Here is a 20,424-nt window from a genome sequence, read left to right as displayed (position 1 = left end):
GCGCCGCGAGCACACTATCTTCAATCAGGGCAGGAGTTTCGAAAGAGAGAGCGGCTTTGGACGATTTAGCTATTCACGTTCGCAATCTGAGCAAGCGCTACGAACTGTACGCGAAGCCGCATCATCGCCTTCTGCAAATGCTGTTTCGCGGCCGCAAGCAGTTCTTCGGCGAGTTCTGGCCGTTGCGCGACATCTCGTTCGACGTGAAGAAGGGCGAAGCGGTCGGCATCGTCGGGCGCAACGGAGCGGGCAAGTCGACGCTGCTGCAGATCATCGCCGGCGTGCTGCAGGCGACGGAAGGCGAGGTGACCGTTCAGGGCCGCGTCGCGGCGCTGCTCGAACTGGGCAGCGGCTTCAATCCCGAATTCACGGGACGCGAGAACGCCTATCTGAACGGTTCGATCCTTGGCCTCACGCGTGCCGAGATGGACGCCGCGATGCCGGAGATCATCCGCTTCGCGTCGATCGGCGAGTTCTTCGATCAACCGGTGAAGCACTATTCGAGCGGCATGATGGTCCGCGTCGCGTTCGCCGTGCAGGTGCAGTTGAATCCCGACGTCCTGATCGTGGACGAAGCGCTCGCGGTCGGCGACGCGCTGTTCCAGAAGCGCTGCTATCAGCGCATCCGCGAACTGCGCGATCGCGGCGTGGCGATTCTGTTCGTCTCGCACGATATCGAATCGGTCCGGACTTTCACGGATCGCGCCATTCTGCTCGACCGTGGCCGGCTCGCGGTCGCGGGACCATCGTCGGAAGTCGTGCTCGCTTATCGCAAGCTGCTGCACGACGAGGAGAATCGCGCGAAGCAAAGCGAGATCGACGAGCACAAGGCCGCGACGAAAGCGATCGCCGCTCCGGAAGCCGTGCAAGCCGCAGCCGCCGCGGCCGATGAGACGTCGGCGGCATCCGCGGCGTCGGCGGCATCCGCGGTCAGCACCGCGGCCGAGAAGGCGATGGACGCGCCGCACGATCAGGGCAAGTTCGAGTTCGGCAGCCTGGAGGCGATGATCACCGACGTCACCGTGCTCGACGAAAACGACGAGTCGTGCGCGACCTTCTACACCGGCGACACGGTGAAGGTGGTGGTCAAGTTCCAGATACGCGAGGACATGGACAAGCTGTACGTCAACCTGCGCATCCGCAACAAGGAAGGCATCAAGATGTACTCCTGGGGCACGTTCAACCAGGACGCCGAAATGATGGCGGCCGGCCGCGACGGCTTCATCTTCTGGAACCGCAAGTTCCGCGCAGGCGAAGAACACGCGGTCGTTTTCACGATGGACGCGTGCCCGCTCGGCGAGAACTTCTACGAAGTGCAGGCGTCGCTGATCCATCAGCAGTCGATGAATTTCTCCGATCAGGCCATCCTGCACTGGATCGACGAAGCCGCGTTCTTCATGATCCGCGCGCGCGTCGACACGCATTTCTTCGGCGGCGTGTGCGACCTGCACATGCGCGCCCAATTGCAATCGGACGCGGGCAGCAATGCGCAACCCGGCGCCGAGGCGTCTCGCGCCTGAGAACAGAACGAACCTATGTCTGACGAGTTGTTGGCTTTTCTGCGTCAATGCCTGATCTGCTTCGGGCATTGCCGCGTGCTGTATGTCGGCGACGGATTGCCCGGCGCGCTGCGCGTGCTGCTCGACGCGGGTTGCGATGCATACGGCCTCGCACGTGACGAAGACGAAGCGCGCGATGCCGCGTCGCAATTCGCGCCGGGACGCGTGCATCGCCTGAACGAGGACGGCGCATGGCCCGAGGGTTTATCGGGTTTATCGGCCGATCGCTTCGACGGATTGATCGTCGCGCTCTCGGGCGCGGCGCGCGATCGCGCATTGGGCGAACTGCTCGCGCAGCCGTTCAGGCAGATTGCGGTGCTCGGCGCGGCGCACGCGGGCGCGAACGTCGTGAACCGTTTCGAGTATCGGCTTCACGCGCGCACGAAGGCATCCTGGTGGTCGCAGCCCTTGCCGCGCACGGCCATGCGCCGGTCGGCGTTTTTCGAGCGCCTGCCGCGCACGGTCGTGCAGGCACAGGAAACCGCGCCGCCGCAGGACATGCTCGCTCACAACGACTCCGCATGGCCGACCGCCTTCGCCGACACGGTCGAGGCGTGCGCCTTCGTGCGCATCGGCGACACCGTGCTCGTGCTCGATTCGAACGCGGGCAGCGCGGCGCATGTCGTCGCGCAGAACAGCGCGGCGCGCGCGGTCGCCGGTTTCGCGCCTGGCGAGGCGAGCCTCGCTTACGCGCGCACGCGCTATGGCGCGGACCCGCGCGTGTCGTTCTTCGCGGATGCCGCTTCCCGTTCCGATGAAGCAGCTTCGCTCGATGTGCTGATCGCGCTCGATTCGCAGGCGTTTCCCGCCGACGTGCTCCGCGCGGAGATCGGCCGTGTGCGTCCTGGCGGGCGCGTGATCGTCGGCATATCGCGCGAGCAGGCCGCGGCGCGGGCGCACGAAGGCGGCCTGTCGCCGCGCGCCTGGCTGCATCGAGCGTGCGGCGCGGAGGCGGCGGGCCTGCTCGCGGAGCGCGCGTTCATGTCGGCGGCGTTGCCGGACGGCGACGCGGGGCGCACGTGGTCCGAGACGCGCATCGACGAGCCGGCGGATATCGCGGGCACGCTCATTCTCGTCGCGATGCGCGATCCGCTCGCGGGCGAGGCGGCGCAGTACGTCGAGACGACGTTCGAAACCGTCGACACACCCGCTTTCAACGTGCTTGCCGACCACCGCGCGATGAACAATCCGTGGCTCTTCAAGAGCATGATCGCGATCGGCATGCGTCTCACGAACGACGATGCGCTCGACGCGCTCAACGCGCAGGTAATGGCGAGCGCGCCGCGCGGCAGCGCGGATTTCGGCGCGGCGCTGTGCGGGCACGCCTATCGCGTGCTCGGCGGCGCGAGGCCGGAGCGGGAGGTCCGCGCGTGTCTCGGCGAGATCCGCGAGTATGTCGACATGGCCGGCGACTCGGCGCATCAATTGCGATGGAAAGTGTCGCTCGCCTTCGTCGCCGCGCGGCTCGCGCAACGGCTCGGCGATTTTGCGGCCGCGGAAGACTGGGCGCTGCGCTGCGCGGCGATGGACCCGATGCCGTTCAGTCCGCTGCTCGGCACCAAGGTCGTGGCCGCGCTCGATCTCGCCGCAACGTTCGCGCTCTTGCGCGGCGACCGGCAAGCGGCCCGCGAACGGCTGAAGCAGGGTGTCGGCACGGTGCGCCGCCTGTTGTCGGGCGACTGGCTCAATGTCATCGGCAACATCGAGAAGCCGCTCAGTTTCGGTCTGCCGGAAGTCTCGCAACTCGCGGAAGGCGGCGCGCGCTGCGCTTATCTGCTGAATTTCCTCGACGATGCCGACGCGCGGCCCGGCTTCGTCTGGCAGGAGCATCGCGGTTTCTTCGAACGCATCATCGACGAGAAGAACACGCGGCTGAACGCGTTGACGGCGGGTTACGCCGTGCTCGCCGACAACGAGGCACGCCTCGAAGCGGTCGCGGACGAGCGCGAAGCCGAGCGCCTGCGCCTCGAATCGATCATTGCGGAGAGTATCGCCGAACGTCAGCGCCTCGAAGGCGTCATCGGCGAACTCAACGCGGACAGGCAGCGGCTCACGTCGATGGTCGGCGAGATCGGCCGCGACCGCGACCAGCTCGGCCATGCGGTCGCCGAACACGAACGGGAGCGGGCGAGGCTCGTGGAACTCGTCCGAACGCTGGGCGGCAATCCGGCCGCGCCCGCGCCGGGATCGGCTGGCGCTAATATCGTCGCCAGCGGCACGCGCAATCGACACCAATTGGGAATTACCTTGAACATCTGGAATGCAATCCGGCGTGTGTTGAACGGCGGCGCGGGGACGCCCGCCGCGCCGTCCGCGCCGTCCGCTTCGAACGTCGACGCCCCCGCGATCCCGCGCACGCCCGGCGCGCCGCTTTCGATCGACGACATCGTCGCGCCGTGGCTCGCCCGCTTCGATCTCGACGCGCAGCCCTGGCGCTGCACGGAGCGCGCGGCGGCGCAACTGGGCGCACAAGCAGCCGGCGCGCACGCGTCGAGCGAGGCCGATGCCCGTCTCGTGATCGTGGCCGCGTCGGAACTGAAGGCGTTGCCGCGCGATGAAACTCGCCGGATCGTCGCGCTTTTCGACGACACCGACGACGCCTACGCGCTGCGCAACGAGGTCTACGACAAGGTCGACCTGTGCATCGCGCTCGGTCCGCGCGTCTACGAGCGGCTCGCGTTGCTGCATCCGATGGTCGCCCGCGCCGATGGCGCCGCCCTCGATGCCGCGCGCCGCTTCGCCCGCGCGGGCAGCGACGGGGCGACGCTTGCCGTGCCGCCGTTCGCAGCCGATCTGCAGGGCGCGCCCGTCGTGCTGCTGCAGGTGGACAGCTTCATGGTCGGCGGCCTGGAGCGCGTCGTGTTCGATTTGATCGACACGCTCGCCGCCGCAGGATTCCAGCCGATGCTCGGCGTGACCGGCGACATCGCGCCGGAAGCCGAAGCAGAACTCAAGGAGCGCCGCTTCGCGTACGTGCGCCTGCCGTCCGAGCCCGACGCGCTGCGCCGGCTCCTGAAAGAGCGCGAGGTTGCGCTCGTCAATGCGCACTATTCGCTGACGCTCGCGGACGTCTGCGCGTCGCTCGGCATTCCGTTCGTGCAGACGGTCCACAACATGTACCAATGGCTCGACGAGCCGAACAAGCGGAAGTGGCGCCACGCCGACGAGATCACGGATTGCTACATCTGCGTGTCGGCCAACGTCGCCATGTTCGCTGATACGAACCTGCGCCTCGCGACCGCGCGCATGCTCGTGATTCCGAACGGCTGCGACGCCGCGGGCATGGTGCCGCTCGCCGCGCCCGAGCGCGATGCCGGCCTGCGCGCCGAACTCGGCCTGCCGCAGGACAGTCCGGTGTTCGTCAATGTCGCGTCGATCAATCCGGTCAAGGGACAGGGCTTGCTGATCGAGGCGTTCGCCATCGCGCACGCGGCGCGTCCCGACATCCGCCTCGTCATACTCGGCAAGCACGCGGACGCGGGCTATGCCGAGCGCCTGCGCGAGAAGATCGCGCAGCATGGTTTGCGCGATGCCGTGCTGATGCCCGGCTATCGCCCGGACGTGCATCGTTTCGTCGATCTGGCGCGCGCCGTCGTCATGCCGTCGTTCACCGAGGGCTGGAGCCTCGCGATATCGGAAGCGGTGCAGCGTCATGCGCCGGTCATCGCGACGGATGTCGGCGGGGCGCGCGAGCAGCTCATCGACGAAGCGAGCACGGTGATCGACGCCTATCGCACGGATTGGGCGAGCCTCGACGGCCCGCAGTTCTACGAAGCGATCGCCCGTGAAGACACGCTGCACGCCGTGCGCGATCAACTGGCGGCGGCGCTCGTCGCGCACGCGGACCGGCCGTTGCGTACGGCGCGCGATGCGCTGCAACGCTCGTTCACGTCGATGACGCCCGCGCAGGCCTACGAAAGGCACGTGGAGGTTTTCAAGGCTTTGCTGTACCGCAAGTCCGCTACCCCGATACGTTACGCGTCGTACCGGCCGCAGCGACAGAGCCGCCATGTTTCGACCGACTAGCGCGCTGCGTGCCGCCGGATCTCCATTCACAGAGGGTTGAACGATCATGCGTAAGAAAAAAGTCGTCGTATTCGCGGGCACGAGGCCCGAAGCGATCAAGGTCATCTCCACAGTGCGCGCGCTGCGCGATGCATCGGACGAATTCGAATCGTGCCTGTGCTCGGTCGGTCAGCATCGCGAAATGCTGATGCAGGCATTCGCCGATTTCGGCGTCGCGCCCGATGCGAGCCTCGATGTCATGGCGCAGAACCAGACGCTCGCCGGCCTCAGCTCGCGGCTCTTCACCGCCATCGACGCGTTTCTCGAAGCCGAGCATCCCGATGTCGTCGTCGTGCAGGGCGATACGATGACCGTGCAGGTCGCGGCGCTGACGGCGTTCTATCGCAAGATCAAGGTCGCGCATATCGAGGCGGGGCTGCGCAGCCGCGACATGCGCGCGCCGTTCCCCGAAGAGCTGAATCGCCGCGTCACGTCGCTCGTGACCGACGTGCACTTCGCGCCGACGACGCTATCGCGCGATAACCTGCTCGCCGAGCACGTGCCTGCGCATCAGATTCACGTGACCGGCAATACCGTCGTCGATGCGCTGTATCTGATGCTCGAGCGTCTGAAGAACGAACAGGTCGCGCTGCCGCCGCGCGTGGAGGCGGCGATTGCGGAGAAGCGGCGCATCGTGCTCGTCACGGGGCATCGGCGCGAGAGCTTCGGCGAAGGCTTCGAGAATATCTGCAAGGCGTTGAGCGAGCTGTCGCTGCGCTATCCGGAAGACCGGATCATCTATCCGGTGCATTTGAATCCGAAGGTGCGCGAGACGGTCAATCGCGTGCTGAGCGGGCAGCCCGGCATCTATCTGGAAGAGCCGCTCACGTACAAGCCGTTCCTGAAGCTGATGAACGCGAGCCACGTGATTCTCACGGACTCCGGCGGCATTCAGGAGGAAGGCCCGGCGCTCGGCAAGCCGGTGCTCGTCATGCGCGATGTCACCGAGCGACCCGAAGGCGTCGATGCGGGCGTGAACAAGCTGGTCGGTACGCGCGTGGAGCGCATCGTGTCCGAAGTCTCGCGTCTGCTCGACGACGAGAGCGCCTACCAGGCGATGTCGGCGGGAAAGAATCCGTTCGGCGACGGAACGGCGGGGCAGCAGATCGTCTCCGTGCTGCGCACGCTCGCGTGAAGATCGGCCGGGCACTGCCCGTTTACGAGCGGCTCTTGCCCGGTCGATACACCCACAGCCGCGCCGTCGCGAAGTTGACGAACATGCCGGCGACCGAACCGATCGCGACCGCGATGAGCGGCCCCGTCCCCGAGTGCGGCAGCGCTCTCATCGCGAGCACATAGGCGCCGTAGTTGCACAGGCCGCCGAACATCATCGCGGCGAGATACTCGTACCATTCGCGCCACGCGGAATGCCGGTGCCCCTTCGTGAACGTGAAGCGGCGGTTGATGCGCCACGTCACGAAGGCCGCGCACAGGAACGAGATCAGCCGTCCGGCATAGAGGCCCGTGCCGAGCGCGAGCATCGCATAGAGCACGCCGGAATCGACGAGAAAGCCGATCGCGCCGGCGATCGCGAAGCGGATGAACTGGCGCATGGTCAGCGCGGCTGCCGGCGCACGACGGGCACCGACAGATAGGCGAAATGCTTGGCCTCGTTGCGGCCGCGCGTGACGGTATCGAGGACGATGCCGCAGATCAGCAGGATTGCGCCGAAAAGCATCAGGCCGCTGCTGAGAATCACCGTGGGCACGCGCGGCACGAGCCCGGTTTCGAAGAACGTTTCGAACACCGGGATGGCGAGCGCCACCGACAGCACCGCGCACACGAAGAAGCCGGACGAAAAGAACGCGAGCGGCTTCTCCGTCTTGAAAAGCTTCAGAATGGTCATCAGGATGCGAAAGCCGTCGCGATACGTGTTCAGCTTGCTTTCGGAGCCTTCAGGACGCGACTTGTAGCTCGTCTCCAGTTCGGCGACGGGCATTCTCAGGCTCAGCGCGTGAACGGCCAGCTCGGTTTCGATCTCGAAACCCGCGGAGTGCGCCGGAAAGCTCTTCGCATAGCGGCGCGAGAACACGCGATAACCGGAGAGCATGTCGCGAAAGGTCTTGCCGAAGATCGTGGCGGCGCAGCGCGTGAGCAGTACATTGCCGAAGCGATGCCCGAGCCGGTAGGCGGTTTCCTCGTCGCTCAGACGCGAGCCTACGACCATGTCCAGATGCTTGTCGATCAGGAGATCGACGAGCGCGGGCGCGGCGAATGCATCGTAGGTCGCGTCGCCGTCGACCATGACATACACGTCGGCCTCGACATCGGCGAACATTCTGCGCACGACATTGCCCTTGCCCTGAAGCGGCACCGCGATGACTTGCGCGCCTGCTTCGCGCGCCACGCGGGCGGTGTCGTCGGAAGAGTTGTTGTCGAACGCGTAGATTTCGGCCGTGGGCAGGCTCTGCCTGAAGTCGCGCACGACGCTCGCGATGGCGGCTTCCTCGTTGTAGCAAGGAATGACGACCGCGATGCGCGGATAAGGTTTTTCGCCCGTATTCATGCGCAGAATTATTGCACACCTGCACGCGGGGACGGCCCGCCCGGCGGCGGGTCCGGCTGGTCCGGCCGAGCGCCGCGCGGCGTGCCGAAGGGCGCAACAAAGCCGATCGCCACGAGCACCCAGCCGATCACGAATGCGGTCCACGCCCAGTTCATGAACGGCGGAACGAATTCGAAACGGACTGCCGACCGTCCGGGCGGCAGCGCGACGCGCTGAAAGATCTCGCCGGTTTGTCCGATGCGCGCGGCCTCGCCGTTCACGCTCGCGTGCCAGCCGCGCATGAAGAGTTCGAGGCGCGTGAGCGTCGACGCGTTCTCGCAGTCGGCATCGACGCTATTGCGCGCATTCGCGATCAGCGTGCAGCCCGGCGCGCTGAAGTAGGGCGCGGGATTCGAAAGCTCGAACACACGCATGACCTTGTCGTCGAAGACCGGCTCGAGCGATGCATCCGGCGCGCCGGCGTGGCGGGCGAGCGATGCGAACGCGGGCAGCCCGAGCGCCTCCTTCGGCGCGAGCACGTAACGGACGCCGACGCGCCGGTACGCATCGAGATTGGCGATCAGTTGATCGGCCGCCGATGGCCCGGCCGGATCCTGGCGGCTGCTGCCGGTGAAGAGAATCGGCGGCGCGTTGCTGTCGAGATGGCGTTCGACGTAGTCGGTCCAGGCTCGCGGTATCGGCAGATCGTTGTGGTTGATCGATGCGATGCCGTAATACGCGCCGTAGTTCGGCTGCACGGGGCCGAGCGTCACGAAGCGCTGCATTCCGAGATTCTTTTGCAGGTAGCGCACGCCGTCGAGCACGACGGTTCCGCGAGACGGCGCGCTGAGCGTCGGGATCACGAAGTAGACCACGGCCTCCAGCGCGAGAAGCACGGCCAGCGCACGCCGTCGCGTTTCACCGGTGCGCGCGCGCCATGCGAGCGCGGCCATCGCCAGCACGATGACGGCGACGAAAATCGCACTGCCGAGCGCGAGCCGTCCGTGAAGACTCATGCCGTGCCGATACGTCGTCCAGATGGCGGCGACCACTGCGAGCGCGACGAACGCGACGGCGATCCTGAGCGCGCGCGATCCGCCTTCGCGGGCGACGTCGGTGAGCGCGAAACCGGCGAGCACGCATAGCGCGAACTCCCACGACGGCGGCAGATAGCGGAAATAAGCAGCGACCTTCAGCCCCGGCACGATTTTCACGATCACGCTGGAGCCGGGAAATCCGTATGAGATGCCGACGGTCACTACAACCCACAAGACGAGCGCGATGCGCAGCCCGCGATGCGCGTGCCCCGCCGCGCCGGCGAAGGCGAGCGCGACCAGCACGCAGCCCGCATAGCCGCCGACGGCGCCCCAGTAGCCCGCGTGTTCGGGAAGCTGGAAGATCGCGCCGAACGCATACGGCGCCAGCGTGCCGACGAGCAAGCCGGGACTCAGGTGAATCGACTCGAAGCCGCTGCCTTCATGTCCGCCGGTGTTGGCGAGCGGCAGGAAATCGAAGAACGGAACGAGGACGGGCGCGCTGATCGCGAGCGCCGCAATGCCGCCGATGACCACGCGCCGCAGGAAGATCCATCGATCGGCGGACGGCAGGGCGGCGCTTCGCACGAGCGTCCAGACGAGGATCAGAAGACCGTTGAGATAGGCGACTTCCGGAAAGCCCGCATAGAGCGATGCCGCGAGACCGGTCGACAGCAACGCATAGCCGCCGGCCTTCGCTCGCGCGACGCGCTCATGCAGCAACTCGATGCCGAGCAACGTGAGCGGAAGGAAGGGAATCGGATTGATGACGGCGTTCGCGAGCCACGCGTACGTGCCGTTGAATTCGAACGCCAGCGCCGCGGCGACGGCCGCGAGCTTCGAACAGCCGATCCTGCGCAGCAGCGCCCAGGTCGCAAGACCGGAGATGATCTGCAGCGTGATGTGCATGTACAACTGGCCGTTGTCGAACACGAGCAGCCAGGTCAGCGGAAAGAGCGCCGCGGCCTGCATCTCGCCGACGAGCGGCGTGCCCACACCCTCGAAGTGATTCCACCAGGGGATGTGACGGCCGAGGACATCGAGCGCGGCGCGGTGACCGAGCGCGTGGCTCGTGAACGCGATGTTCGGATCGATGGTCGGAAAGGGCGGGAAGCCGCCGAGCGGACCGGCGCGCAGACCGTCGGCGAGTCCGCCGTAGAGCAGCGCCGGGTCGGCGATAAGCAGACCGAGAAGGAGCGGCGCGCGCGCGAGAATCGGCGCGAATACCAGGATGCCGACGCACAGCAGCATGGACTTCAGGCGGTCGTCGGATCCGTCGATGGTCGTGCGGGGCATGGTCGGCGCGGTCGGAATGTGCTTCGGCAGGCGATCCTATCATCCCGGCCCGCGCGCACGGGTTTACTTCGGCATGGCGATGCCCGTGACGGCGACGATCGAGCCCGACTGGCTGACGGCCACGCGCACGACGTCCGGCGCGACGCAACGCGGGTCCGTGTAGTAAAGGAACTGTCGCGTGAGCGTGTCGCCGTAATCGACGAGCGAGAACGCACTGCCGCTGCCGAGAAAAAGCCAGAACGGAGCTACGCCTGGATCGCGCGGCGGCCGGTCCGGCGCGAAGCAGAACGTCGTGTCGTGCGCAATCCGCACGTTTCGGACGGCATTCTGAACGTCCCTGATTCCGGCTCCGTATGGCGACGACATGAAGTCGTTGCGATACGGCGTGCCGTTTTCGGTCGAATAGAAGATGAAGAGAAAGCTCAGCGACAGCAGTATCGGCGAGCGCCATTCATGCGCGCGCCAGACCGGTGCCGCGTAGTTGCCGAACAACATGAGAGCCAGCGCGATGTACGGGATCGCGAGGTAGCCGAGCGTGCGCTGGTCGCCCAGAAAAAAGAGCATCGCGAACGCGGTGACGAAGGCGCCCGCCAGCGGCAGCGTCAGCAGGTAATTGCGCCTGAGATTGACGACCGTGAGCGCGATCACAGCCGCGAAGAGCAGCCGATACCAGGCGCCGATCATGCCCTTGCTCAACAGATCGTCGTAATAGTGGGCGCGCGCGATCGAATGCGCGAGCGACAGATCGGGCTTGTAGTAGACGGGCGCGCTGTGGGAGATCGCAAGCGACCACGCGATCGTGCATGCGGCCAGCACGCCGAGCGTCGCCATGAGCGGGATGAATCGCGAAACGGATGCGCGGCGATGGCGCAACAGCAGGTAGATGCCGACGAAAATCAGCGCGAAGAGCGACGAGACGTTCGAGAACATCGCCAGCAGATAGACGAGCGCCGCGCGGATGATGCGGACGCTTCCCGATTCCACGCCGCGCACGACCGCAGCGATGAACCAGAACGAGAACAGATGAGCGATCGTGTGTTGCGAGTTCGATATCCATGACGCGTGCGGGATGGTCGGCGGCATGTAGAAGTAGATCGCGGCCGCCGCGGCGGCGATGACCGGATCGAGTTCGAAGGCGCGCAGCATCCGATAGATGAAGACACAGACGCCCGCGATAATCGCCAGATTGAAATAGAAGAAGTTGCTGCTGTCCATTCCCAGCAGATGGGAGACCAGATAGAAGTAGAGGTCGCGCGTGACGGGGCGACCGAAGTTGGTCGCGGGATCGAAGAGCGCGGAGAGCTTGATCGTCGCGTAGACGGGCCAGAACTGGAAATCGTCCTGAAAGAAGTACGACCGGCCGATGATCGTGACATAAGCCGCGAGCATCATCGCGCAGATGCTGGCGCTCACATACAGAAGCGCTTTTCTGGCCGCATCGAATCGTAACGTGTGGTTCACAAGCGGGACTCCTTTCGCGGGATGCGTGCGCGTAATCGCATTTGATTCGCGCACGCAGCCCGAAGTTCGCCCGGCGCTTCGCGCGGCCGTCGTGGACGCTGTGACACAATTGAACGCGCCCGCGGGCGCCTTTGCCCGGGCGCCGCCTCTTCAACCGGAATCGACATGCAACTCGTGTTGCTTTACTCGCTTTTTGCCGCCATCGCCACACTCGCCAACATCGGCGCGCAGGACCTCACGACGCGCGTCTACGACGGCCCGTACCATATTTTGCTGTCGGTGTTCGTGGGGACGGGCGTCGGTCTCGTCGTGAAATATTTGCTCGACAAGAAATGGATCTTCCGCTTTAAGGCGGAAAACGCGCGCCACGACGCGACCATGTTCACGCTCTACGTGAGCATGGGTCTCGTGACGACCGCAATTTTCTGGGGCGTGGAATTCGGCTTCAACCACGTCTTCGGCACGGCGCAGATGCGCTATGTGGGCGGGTGTATCGGCCTGGCGATCGGGTATGTGATCAAGTACCGGCTCGATAAGCGGTACGTGTTCCGGAGTTTTTCGCGCGCCTGAAGGGAAGCGCGGCACGCTGCCCGGCGGTATGTGATTTTCTGTGGAAAATCAACTTGTTGCGTTCGATCGCTGTCTTTGCGCCGTTTTCGTCCAGTAGAATCATCGCCGCCGAACCGCGGACGAAGCGGCGAGACCCCAGCGAGATTTCGTGGGCGGCCCAACCGCTTTCAATCCTCGCCGGCTAGACCGCCGCTATGTCGCGATCGCACGGCGGCTGTCTTGATAAGTCATCCGAAATAGACATCGCGCTTGCGCCAACTCGAGCTTTTACCGAAATCGCTCATTCGTCGCTGATGTGACGATCGTTCACTGCCCGTCAGAGCGGGCCAGCTCCGCTGTTTTTCATGAAGCACCAGGTCATACACGTTTTCAACGGATTCCTCAGCCCTTACGGAGGCAGCGAGCTCGAAGCGCTCGCGCTCGCAGATCAGCTTCGCGAGCAGGGCGAAGTCAAGCTATGGGCGACTTCTACGCGCTGTTCGGTCCCGCTGTGCAAGCAGCATGGGATCGAGCGCATCACGCTCGCGCACGCGAGCCGCCGACGTGTCGGAACGGGACCCGGCACGTTCTCCGAAGCAGACACCTTCGTTTTCGTCGGCGCGCACTGGCGCAACAAATTGTGGCCATTCGTCGTGCCCCGTCCGCGGCGGCTCATCTACGTGTTCAACACGTTCCATCCGAAGATTCTCGCGATGACGTCGCAACATCCGGCGCTGCTGCGTTGGCCCGAAACCGAATACGTGTTCATCTCCGATTTCCAGAAGACGCTGCTCGGTATGCCCGGCGTCGTGCATCCGTCGCCGATCGACATCGACTGCTTCACGCCCGCGAAGCGGACAGCGAACGCACGGCCGGTGATCGGCCGGCTGAGCCGCGACTCGCTCGCCAAACACGATCAGGAAGATCTGGCGCTGTATCGCGAATGGACGGAGGCGGGCGCGCGCGTGAAGCTCCAAGGCGCGACATGCCTCGCGGACCAGACCGGAGCGGGCGCGCATCTCGAACTCACGCCCGAAGGCGCCATGGCTTCAGCCGATTATCTGCGCTCGCTCGACGTTTTCTATTACCGCACGGGCAGCCACGTCGAAACGTTCGGGCGCGTGGTGTTCGAGGCTATGGCGTGCGCGCTGCCGGTGGTTTGCCATCGACGCGGCGGCTACGCGGACAGCATCCGGCACAACGAGAACGGCTTTCTTTTCGATACTGCGGAAGAAGCGCGGCAAATGATGCGCCAACTTCTGCAACAGCCGGCATTGCGCGCGCGAATCGGCGCAAACGCGCGACGCACCGTGGAAGAACTGTATTCACGCAGCGCGCTGGCGTGCCGCTCGCAGTTCTATCACGGCCATGCGATGGCGCACGAGACCGACTGAGGCGAGCAGACACATGGCATTGACGCTCTTCGATCCAAGCGGCCCGGAACGTACGATATCCTGGCCGCTGCTGCTCGCGCGATGCTCGGCTGTGCTCGCGCTCGCCGCCGTACCGCTTTCCACGGCAGGGCTCAATCTCGCGATCGCGCTCATGGTCTTATTTGCGCTGTGCGCGCCCGAAGCGTGGCGCGCGGTGTCCAGACTCGTCACCTCGCCCGCGATTGTCGCGGCAGTGGCGCTGTTCGTGGCGCTCGCCGCGAGCCTAATCTACACGACCGCGCACATGAGCGAAGCGGTCAAGATTCTGCTCAAGTACCGGAAGCTCTTGCTGCTTCCGATTCTCTTCGCCGTGTTGCAAGGCGGAGAAGCTTCGAAGTGGGGCCGCGCGGCGATGTGGGCGCTCTTTGGCTCGCTGACCGTCACGATGGTGCTGACCTTCACGAATTTCTTCGGCTGGACCGCCGTCGGCCCGATGCATGGCGCGCAAGGCCCGGTGAGCAAGGCCTGGGTCTTCAAGGATCACATCTCGGGCGGGCTGATGATGGCCTTTCTCGCGTATCTGTCGATGGCGCTCGGCGGCACGGCGAACAGGCCCTTCTGGCGTTGGCTGCTGAATCTGAACGCATTGCTCGCGCTGGTCAACGTGCTGTTCGTGCTGCAAGGGCGAACGGGCCAGGTCGTGGCGTTCGTCTACATTCTGATGTTCGTGGCGCGATGGCTGATGCAACTGAAGCGAGGAAACATCGATCGCGTGCGCGCCGTCGCGACGGTCGCCGTCATGGTCGCGTGCGCGGCGCTCGCTTATCACGCGTTCACGTCGGAAGATTCGCGCCTTGCCGATACAGGCCGCGAGATCGCCAGCTTCAGGCAGCACAATTCGGTCACGTCGGCGGGCGTGCGGCTCGAGTTTTATCGACGGAGTGTCGAGTTGTTCATGGAACGGCCGGTCGCCGGCTACGGCGTGGGCAGCGTGCTACCCGAATTCGAACGTTTCGCGAAGAATCAGACGGGCGGCGAGGCCGTCATGGCCAGCAATCCGCACAATGAATTTCTGTTGATGGGCGTACAGCTCGGCTCGATAGGCATCGCGCTTTTTCTGTGGCTGCTCTACGCGCTTCACAAGGAATGCCGGCGCATCGATCCGCTCGCGCGTGCCGTGGTTCACGGCTATCTGATCGCGTTTTTCGTCGGTTGTCTGGCCAACTCGCTCCTGCTCAACTTCACGGAAGGCAACTTTCTCATCTTGTTGAGCGGGATCTCGATCTACAGCGCACGCGCTACGTCTTCCGCACCTTCTCCCGCGCCTAAAGCGAAGCCCGCTTGAACACGAAGCGCGGCACGTTGCGGATGATGAGCATGATTGCCCACCAGAACCACGGCGTATAAAGCACGTCCTTCTTCCTGTCGATGCCGCGCACGATATCCTTCGCGACCTTCTCGGGCGTCGCGACGAGCGGACCGGGCAGCGGCAGCCCTTCGGTCATCGGCGTGGCGACGAAGCCGGGTTTGATGTCGACAACATGCACGCCCACCTTGAAAAGCCGCGCGCGCAAGCCTTCCAGAAACGCCTGCAACGCGGCCTTCGCGCTGCCGTACAGATAATTCGACGGCCGTCCGCGATCGCCCGCCACCGACGAAATTACCGCGAGCGTGCCGTGCCGCTGCGCTTCGAGCCGATTGGCGATGGGTGTAAGCAGCGCGATCAACGAAAGCGCATTGGTATGAAACTCGCGCACCGCGACGGCCGGATCGCTCTGACAGGCGGCCTGATCCGGCAAGGTGCCCGAGGCGACCAGCACGATATCGATCGAATCCATGTGCGCGGCGCAGTCGGCGAGCATCGCGGCGTGATCGTCGAGCTTGTCGATATCGAGCCGATACGCAATAGCCGACGCAGCCCCGCGCGCGGTCAAATCAGCGGCGACCTGCTCCATGCGTTCCTGATTGCGCGCGACGAGAAAGAAGCGCGCGCCTTTCGCGGCCCATTCGCGCGCGCAGGCGATGGCGATGGCGGACGTAGCGCCCACGATGACGATGTTCTTCATAAGCCGGTCATTCGTTTCCAGAAATGCGACAGCATCGCGGGATCGCGAAGCGACTCGAGCTGCTGCCATTGAGGATAGGCGGCGCGGAAATCGGCGCCCGACATATGCGCGTCCTTGGCCGGATAGATGCGTCCGCCGGCTTCGCGCACGATGGTGTCGAGCGCGTCGAAAAGGTGCGAATTACGCATCTCGTGCTGCGGAAAGTCGAGCGCGAGCGACGTGCCTTCCATCGGAAAGGACAGCAGACCGGGCGATGAAATGCCGCCGCAACGCTTGAGCACCGCGAGAAACGAACCCGTGCCGCTCGATGAAATGCGATCGAGCATCGCGCGCACCGCATCGCCCGCACTCGCTGCCGGCACGACGCATTGATACTGCTGAAACCCTGGCGGCCCGTAGATGCGGTTCCATTCGAGCAGGCTGTCGAGCGGATAGAAATAGCCGTCGTAACCGACGCGCGAAAGCTCGATCGGCTTGCGCTGCTTGCGGTAATACAGCTCGTTGAACGCGCGCAACGTGACGCCGTTGATGAGCGAGACGGGCGGCGTGAACGGCACGCGCCGCTTGTTGCGATGCTCGACATCGAGCGAGCCGTGGATCGCGTGATCGCCCGCCATGAAGATGCCGCGTCCGAGCGCAGCTCCGCGGCTCGCGCAATCGACCCACGCGACGCAGTATTCGTGCTTCGCGTCGTACGCTTCCGACAGTTCGAAGAACTCGTCGAGCTTGCCGAAACGGATGCTCGTCACGTCGATGAGACTCGTGCGGATCGGCATCAACGAAAACTCGGCCCACAGGATGAGCCCGGTGAGGCCGAGCCCGCCGATCGTCGCACTGAACATCTCCGGGTTCGATTCGGGCGAGCATTCGATGATCGTGCCATCGCTGCGCGCGAGACCGAACGCGCGCACATGCCGTCCGAACGTGCCGCGCACATGATGATTCTTGCCGTGCACGTCGTTGGCGATGGCGCCGCCGAGCGTCACGTACTTCGTGCCGGGCGTGACGGGCAACATCCAGCCGCGCGGCACGGCGAGCGCGAGAATCTGCTCGAACGTGATGCCGGGCTCGGCGCGCACGATGCCGTGCGTCCAGTCGGCGGCGATGATCCGGTCGAGCGCGAGCGTCTGGAAGACGTGATTCGAACTCGCGAGGCAGACGTCGCCGTAACTGCGGCCGTTGCCGAACGCGAGCGTCGTGCCGTGCGCGTCCTGCACGTCGCGCCATTGCCTCAGCGCTTCGTCGCGCCAGTGCGCGGCGTGCGCGGTCTGCGGCAGGCGCGGGTAGCGTCCCCAGGAAAGCAGTTCGCTCATCGGTCAGATCGCTAGCCAGAAGGCAAAGCCGCACAGCGCGACGACGAGCAGGCTGATCCGGTCGCGCGCCGCGAAGACGATGGGATCGTCGTTCATCTCGCCGCGATGCGCGATCAGCCAGGTGCGGCTGATCCAGTAGAGCATGACGGGACAGGCGAACCAGATGTATTGCGGATGCCGGTAGAGCGCCGCCGTGCGTTCGTCCTGGATATACATCGCGAGCACGAGCACGGAGAGGTAGCCGGACGCGGCGCCGAGCGATGACACCACGGAAAGATCGCTCGACATATAGCCGCGCCCGCGCGTCTTTTCGCGGCCGGCCTTGAGCGTCGCGTGCAGTTCGGCATAGCGTTTGACGAGCGCCAGGCTCAGGAAGAAGAACATCGAGAAGGCGAGCAGCCAGAACGTCAGATGCACGCCGATCGCGGCGGTGCCCGCGATGATGCGCAGCGTGTAGAGCGCGGCGAGCGTGACGACATCGACCATCACGTGACGCTTGAGCGCGAGCGAGTAGGCGAGCGTCAGCGCGTAATAGCCGAGCAGCACCGCGTTGAAGCGCCACGGCAGTAACGCGAGCGATATCGCGAACGCGGCGATCAACAGCACTGGACAGAGCCCGACGCCCCAGAGCAGCGGCATGGTGCCGGCGGCGAGCGGACGATTCTTCTTGACCGGATGATGGCGGTCGTCTTCGAGATCGAACAGATCGTTGAGCAGATACACGCTCGACGCGCACAGCCCGAACGCGAAGAACGCGAGCACGGCCGCGCCGACAAGCTCGGGCGAACCCAGCTTGTGGCCCGCGAGCAGCGGCACGAATATCAGCAGGTTCTTGAGCCATTGATGCAGGCGCAGCGCCTTCGCCCAGACCTTGTGCGAAGGCGGGCGATTCTCGAAGACCTGTTCGATGTTGTCGCTCTTGCCGGCCGCGCGCACGACGCCCGCATGCGGATTGACGACATAGGCGCGGTCGGCGGCTTGCCAGACGGCGATATCGTCGTGCGAATTGCCGACGTAGTCGAAACCTTTCTCGCCATACTCCGCGACGAGCCGGTCGCGCTTCCTGTGCGACGAAAGATTCACCTGCTCGTCGGTGGCGAAGACGCGATCGAAGAGGCCGAGATGTTCGGCGATGCGTTGTGCGAACGACTCGTGACTCGCGGTCGCGAGCGCGATCGTGCGGCCGGCGCTGCGCATTTCCTCCAGCCACGCGATGACCTGCGCGTTATACGGCAAGGTCGCGACATCGATGCTCACGTGTTGGGCGAGCCGCGACTTGAGCGCGGATTTGCCGCCGCTGGAAAGCCATTGCAGCGGCTTGTAGAACTTCTGGGGAAAGGATCTCAGATACGCGAATCCGCTCTCGACGAGAATGTCGGAGTGAATCAGCGTGCCATCGAGATCGACGACGATGGGCTTGCTCATGCAGTTCGCGAGTGGCTGGCGGGCAGGGTCTGCGGCGAGACCCGAAGCGGGACCGATAGAAGGCTGTTGACTCGTTTCGACGCGGCAGCGGACTCAGAAAGCGGCAACAAGTCATCACTCCTTTGGTGGCGCGAAGCCATCGGTGAATCGGCCTGTAACCCGGATGGTCTTTCCAAAGCGCCCGCGCTTCGATCCGGCCGCTGGCTGCATATGCGCTTGCGGCGTCGCGATCGACACGCCGACAAAGAATTCTATCCGATCCTTCCTTCGATCCAAAACCGTCCGGCGGCTGGACAGGGCCGTTCGGTCAAACGTTACAATGCCACCCGTCTACCAGGTCGGGGCCGATAGTGTCGCTGTTTCTGCCGCTGTTTCGAAAAGTCGCCAGGTCGAACATCACGGCATTGGCCTATATCGCGGTCCTGTGCGCCGTATTCTCACTGCATCTCTTCACCGGTCTCGCCGACAACGGCGACTTCAGCCGGACCTTCGGCTTTCTCATCGAAGGACCGGCGGGCTGGCCATCGGGCGTGCCGGTGGTGAACTCGCCTGAATGGAACCGCCGCTTCTTCCATACATGGATCAATGACTGGTCGTACTATCCGCACCTCTCGAACTTCCGCAACTTCTACTCGATATCGAGCCAGAAAGCATGGATGCTCGTGCAGGCCGCGTTTTCCATCGTAACGACCGGCAGCCTGAGCACGTACTCGGTCATCGCCGGATCCATTCCCGGGCGGCTCGTCTATGTGAGCGGATTCATCGCCATGTTTCATATGATCCGCAGAAACGGCGGACATCGTGCGGCATGGACGTATCTGTTCCTCGCGACGCCGATCATGCTCGCCTCCGCATTCGCCGCGTTCCTGAATTCGTTCTTCGAAGAGCAGATGATGATCTTCGGCCTGCCGGTCATGGCCGTGTTTGTCTATCTCGCGCGCGTGACCGGCATCCGCCGATACGCCTATACGGCGATCGGCATCGCGCTCGTCGTCGGCTTGTCCAAGACGGCCTATTTCCTTGCGCCGATGATCGTCGCGCCGTTCGTATGGCAGCGTCGCCGGGGCGTCATCGTGGCCGCGGCCGTCGCGACCGCGCTCGCGTTCATGCCGGCGAAACTGAGCGAGAACAGAAGCATCAACCAGTATCACGCGCTGTATTACGGTGCGTTGAAAGTGCTCAAGGAGCGCGAGGGCGTCGAACTGAAGGCGATCGGCGGCAAGCCGGTCTTCAACGAATGCGTCGGCGTGATCGGCTTCACCGACGAAGGCGGCGCGTGCATGCGCCGGGCGAGCCCGACTTACGCCGATACCGCGCGCGTGCTGCTCGCGCATCCGCGTCTCGCCGCGGAACTGGCGCTGGCTACGCTGAACGCCGGCAACGGCATCGACATCCCGCGCGACGGATTGCAGCTCGAAGGCGCGCCGTCCTTCGCCGGCGCCCCTCTCTTTCGACTGTGGTCCGTCGTGTTCGCGCATCACATGAACGTCGCCGCGTTCGTCTGCGCCGCGCTGGCGCTCGGCTTCCGGCGGCGGCTGAATCCGCTCGCGGCGATCGGGCTCATGTTCTCCGCCTGGGGACTCGTGCAATACGGCCTCGCGCTGGCGGACGGCTTCATCGAAATCGAGAAGCATCTGATCGGCGCGAACTACAGCCTGACGCTCGCGCTGCTCTTTTTCGCGTCGTCGCTCGCGTGGCGCCGGGCGTCGCCCGCCGGTTGCCGAAACCCTCCACATTGAGGACAATCTTGGCGTCTTCCACCCGTCGATGCGGTCCGTTTTCCTTTCGTGGCGCGGAC

Annotated in this window: 14 protein-coding genes; 7 read left to right on the top strand and 7 right to left on the bottom strand. The window is 64.7% G+C overall.

All coding sequences use genetic code 11. From position 1 onward, the window contains the following. The first annotated feature begins 56 nt into the window (after positions 1-56). Genes AWB77_RS15070 through wecB form a run of 3 tightly spaced genes read left to right on the top strand, consistent with a single transcriptional unit; the run spans position 57 to position 6,759 of the window. Positions 57-1,520: an ABC transporter ATP-binding protein gene (locus AWB77_RS15070; protein ID WP_061135253.1), complete on the top strand. Its 1,464-nt coding sequence runs from the start codon at positions 57-59 to the stop codon at positions 1,518-1,520. A 15-nt stretch (positions 1,521-1,535) separates the two neighbouring features. Then, the gene (locus AWB77_RS15065; protein WP_082852664.1) at positions 1,536-5,585 is read left to right on the top strand and encodes a glycosyltransferase; all 4,050 of its coding nucleotides are present in this window, start codon (positions 1,536-1,538) and stop codon (positions 5,583-5,585) included. 46 nt (positions 5,586-5,631) lie between these two features. Beyond that, the gene (gene wecB, locus AWB77_RS15060) at positions 5,632-6,759 is read left to right on the top strand and encodes a non-hydrolyzing UDP-N-acetylglucosamine 2-epimerase (RefSeq protein WP_061135251.1); all 1,128 of its coding nucleotides are present in this window, start codon (positions 5,632-5,634) and stop codon (positions 6,757-6,759) included. A 22-nt stretch (positions 6,760-6,781) separates the two neighbouring features. Here the strand turns inward: wecB and AWB77_RS15055 are convergent, their stop codons facing one another. The 4 genes from AWB77_RS15055 to AWB77_RS15040 all read right to left on the bottom strand — a co-directional run bounded on the left by AWB77_RS15055 (position 6,782) and on the right by AWB77_RS15040 (position 11,900). Then, positions 6,782-7,177: a GtrA family protein gene (locus tag AWB77_RS15055; protein WP_061135250.1), complete on the bottom strand. Its 396-nt coding sequence runs from the start codon at positions 7,175-7,177 to the stop codon at positions 6,782-6,784. Between the two features lie 2 nt (positions 7,178-7,179). Beyond that, complete coding sequence (locus tag AWB77_RS15050) at positions 7,180-8,130, bottom strand: glycosyltransferase family 2 protein (protein WP_061135249.1); 951 nt, start codon at positions 8,128-8,130, stop codon at positions 7,180-7,182. A gap of 8 nt (positions 8,131-8,138) precedes the next feature. Next, a complete protein-coding gene (locus AWB77_RS15045; RefSeq protein WP_063936509.1) occupies positions 8,139-10,439 on the bottom strand; it encodes a hypothetical protein in 2,301 nt (766 codons plus the stop codon). A gap of 63 nt (positions 10,440-10,502) precedes the next feature. Beyond that, positions 10,503-11,900, bottom strand: a complete 1,398-nt coding sequence (locus AWB77_RS15040) for a hypothetical protein (RefSeq protein WP_157694816.1) — start codon at positions 11,898-11,900, stop codon at positions 10,503-10,505. Between the two features lie 165 nt (positions 11,901-12,065). Here AWB77_RS15040 and AWB77_RS15035 point away from each other — a divergent pair, with 165 nt between their 5' ends. From AWB77_RS15035 to AWB77_RS15025, 3 genes are all read left to right on the top strand, one after another. Continuing rightward, complete coding sequence (locus tag AWB77_RS15035; RefSeq protein ID WP_061135247.1) at positions 12,066-12,470, top strand: GtrA family protein; 405 nt, start codon at positions 12,066-12,068, stop codon at positions 12,468-12,470. A gap of 344 nt (positions 12,471-12,814) precedes the next feature. Further along, a complete protein-coding gene (locus AWB77_RS15030; RefSeq protein WP_061135246.1) occupies positions 12,815-13,843 on the top strand; it encodes a glycosyltransferase family 4 protein in 1,029 nt (342 codons plus the stop codon). A 13-nt stretch (positions 13,844-13,856) separates the two neighbouring features. After that, positions 13,857-15,167, top strand: coding sequence for an O-antigen ligase family protein (locus AWB77_RS15025; protein ID WP_061135245.1), 1,311 nt, complete (start codon positions 13,857-13,859; stop codon positions 15,165-15,167). Here AWB77_RS15025 and AWB77_RS15020 read toward each other — a convergent pair. The 3 genes from AWB77_RS15020 to AWB77_RS15010 are packed head-to-tail and all read right to left on the bottom strand — an operon-like array spanning position 15,148 to position 18,626. Continuing rightward, on the bottom strand, positions 15,148-15,888 hold the full coding sequence (locus tag AWB77_RS15020) for an SDR family oxidoreductase (RefSeq protein ID WP_061135244.1): 741 nt from the start codon (positions 15,886-15,888) through the stop codon (positions 15,148-15,150). The genes AWB77_RS15025 and AWB77_RS15020 overlap by 20 nt on opposite strands. Then, positions 15,885-17,201 (bottom strand): FAD-binding oxidoreductase, encoded by a 1,317-nt coding sequence (locus AWB77_RS15015; protein WP_061135243.1) that lies wholly within the window; start codon positions 17,199-17,201, stop codon positions 15,885-15,887. The genes AWB77_RS15020 and AWB77_RS15015 overlap by 4 nt, the downstream gene beginning before the upstream one ends. A gap of 3 nt (positions 17,202-17,204) precedes the next feature. Then, a complete protein-coding gene (locus AWB77_RS15010) occupies positions 17,205-18,626 on the bottom strand; it encodes a UbiA family prenyltransferase (RefSeq protein ID WP_061135242.1) in 1,422 nt (473 codons plus the stop codon). Between the two features lie 350 nt (positions 18,627-18,976). Between AWB77_RS15010 and AWB77_RS15005 the strand changes: the two genes are divergently transcribed. After that, on the top strand, positions 18,977-20,365 hold the full coding sequence (locus AWB77_RS15005) for a YfdI family membrane protein (RefSeq protein ID WP_061135241.1): 1,389 nt from the start codon (positions 18,977-18,979) through the stop codon (positions 20,363-20,365). Positions 20,366-20,424: the final 59 nt, after the last annotated feature.

Source organism: Caballeronia fortuita, from assembly GCF_001544835.2.
GTDB classification, from domain to species: domain Bacteria; phylum Pseudomonadota; class Gammaproteobacteria; order Burkholderiales; family Burkholderiaceae; genus Caballeronia; species Caballeronia fortuita.
Note: the sequence above shows the minus strand (reverse complement) of the source record. Positions and strands in the feature narration are given on the sequence as shown.